This window comes from Lactobacillus nasalidis (genome assembly GCF_016587775.1).
GTDB classification, from domain to species: domain Bacteria; phylum Bacillota; class Bacilli; order Lactobacillales; family Lactobacillaceae; genus Lactobacillus; species Lactobacillus nasalidis.
Window position 1 is genome coordinate 1 of the sequence record NZ_BOCG01000180.1, and the last position, 2403, is coordinate 2403.

General features: G+C 47.6%; 3 protein-coding genes. All 3 read right to left on the reverse strand.

From position 1 onward, the window contains the following. Positions 1-667 (reverse strand): hypothetical protein (locus lacNas_RS03260; RefSeq protein ID WP_201346585.1); only part of this gene is annotated, 667 nt, incomplete at its 3' end. Positions 668-870: 203 nt separating this feature from the next. After that, positions 871-1398 (reverse strand): TetR/AcrR family transcriptional regulator C-terminal domain-containing protein, encoded by a 528-nt coding sequence (locus lacNas_RS03265; RefSeq protein WP_201330175.1) that lies wholly within the window; start codon positions 1396-1398, stop codon positions 871-873. A 408-nt stretch (positions 1399-1806) separates the two neighbouring features. Further along, positions 1807-2403 (reverse strand): hypothetical protein (locus lacNas_RS14150; RefSeq protein ID WP_244661413.1); only part of this gene is annotated, 597 nt, incomplete at its 5' end.

The following is a 2403-nucleotide window of genomic DNA, read 5'->3' on the forward strand; positions in this document are numbered from 1 at the left end:
TGTCGCCGCGCTGGCTGCTTGAGCTGGCAGAATCTTCTGCGGCTGATTCGCTGGAAGCAGCGGCGGCACTGGCGCTGGCGGCAGCTGCCTTGCTGGCGGCTTCGGCCTGTTTTTTGGCTTCAGCGGCCTGCTTTTCCTGCTCCTTCTTGGCCTTGGCCGCGGCTTCTTTTTCAGCTTTTTCCTGGGCTTCCAGCTTCTTGACCTTCTTGGCCAGAGGCGCGTAGGCCAGCAGGGCCGCCTTTTTGGCGGAGAGCAGTCCCGCGTGCTTTTCCTTTACCTGCTGGTATTCCTTGCCACCAGTGTATTTGACCACGACTTTGGTCTGTGGGCCGTAATCGTCTGCGGCCTCACTGCCAATGCCGACGTTCACAAAAGAAAGGACTAGCAAGAGCCAGGCAGTTGCCTTTTGCATCTTTAACTTGTGTTCCTTTTTACTGTAGGCAAAATACATCAGAATAGAAGCAACAATAAAGAGGCAGCCACCTATGCTTGATATTCCTAAAGGCTGATAGCTCATCATCACTCCCAGCAAGGACACGAAGGCAAACACGCCCCAGCCCTTGACTGAATAGTAGACTTTATCAGTCTGCCCGGCCTTTTCCTTGCGCCAGCTGACTGCCGTCATGGCAACCGACGCGGCTAACAATAGCGGCCATAATATGGCCATAAAGATCCTCATCTCTTCCTCCTCTTGAAACACGATTAAACAACACGGTTAAACAGCTGGGAGCCGAAGTTCCCGCTTCAGCACCCGGCTTTACATTATAGCACGTGTGTAAAGAAGGCAATTTTTTCCAAAAAAAGGCAACAAAAAACCCCCTTGAAACGAAATTGAGAGCAAGTTTCAAGGGGGCGAGCATTTTAAACTACCTACTGTGTTTTTAGAGTAAAGTGCAAAGCATTATTAACCTTGTCAGCAATGACATCGCTTTCCAGCGGCCGCAGTTTGAACAAGTTGTCGATCATCGTATAGGTCAGGCCAATGCTGAAAACCTCGACAAAGTCGCCGGCCTGCTGTCTGCAGGCAGCCCCTTCGTCTTCAACGATTTTCTGCAGCAAAACCGCGATGTGCCGGGAAATCTCGCCCACCACGTCGACCTCTTTCTGACTTTCATAGACGCTCTTGTAAAAATCCTTGTTGACTTCGACGCTGTAGAAGACCTGGAAGATGATCTCCTCCCATTTCAGGCAACCGATATTTTTCTCAATATCTTTCTCCATCATCGCCTGAATCGTGTACGTCAGCAAGTCATACTTGTCCTGGAAATTATCATAAAAAGTTTGCCGCCGGATACCACTCTTTTTCATCAACTGAACTACACTGACATGGTTAAAGCCAGCTTCTGCAACTTCAGCCCTAAAAACCTGTGCAATGTGCAGCTTTAAGCTTTCAGACATTAAATCACGCTTTCTTAAGGCTGATTGTCGCAAAAGTGCCGTCTTTGCTATTTAGAAAAAACCATACGCCACCTTGTTAATAACCTTCGACAAATAGGTTCCTATGACCATCACGCAGGGTCCAGCTGCTTGGAGGATATCCCTTGACGGCCCAATTCCTGTTTCTTCGATCGCATCACCGGATTATTGACAAATTACCACAGCCTGCCCTTACCTATTGCCTAATATTAATAACTGTAGGTGGCTAACATCAATAATAGGCTGAAAACGATACTTTATCAACGGACAGTTTGCAAATGGTTGTCCAAAATGAGAAAAATTGCGAGGCGATGGATAGCAGAGGGTAAACAAAAAATCCCCTTGAAGCAACATACAGCAGGCTTCAAGGGGACAAAAAGAAATTTCCAATTAAATAACAGTGTGTTTTTTATCCAAGTTTTGCGATGGGGTCTTTAAGTCCTTGTACATAGCCCGGTCTGCCTCGGGGATACCCAAGAGATCCATGGCCCCGTCTGGAGTCAAGTTGGTGGTGCTGAGAATGTTAAGCAAGTAATCTTTAGTAACCTTCTCGGTCGTTTCTTTAGTCACTTCTTCGGCAGTTTCCTTCTTGGCCCGGTCAACCTTGACCTGGATGAATTGCGGCAATACTTCAGTCATGGTGGTCACCTCGTTCTTATTTCTTTTTCCCAATTCCTTGATTAACTCGTCATAAGCATGGCTGCCCGACAGGGCATCCATCATATCCAAAAGAAGCTTCACATCTTCTACCGACAGCTTCTTGGCGCTTGGGTGGTATTCTTCACCAGCATTGGTCTGGATGAAATATTCCGCCAGGCAGAAAAAGGCGCTCTTGAAACGCTTATCCAGCTCTTTTGCATTCAAGTCGCTGATCCGGTAAAAAGCCTTGATCTTGTAATCACTGATCAGCGGCCGCATTTCCTCGGGGAGCTTTTGCAGATTGATGTTCCCCAGCAAATTCCGGCTGTAGTTCCAAGCTTCTTTCCC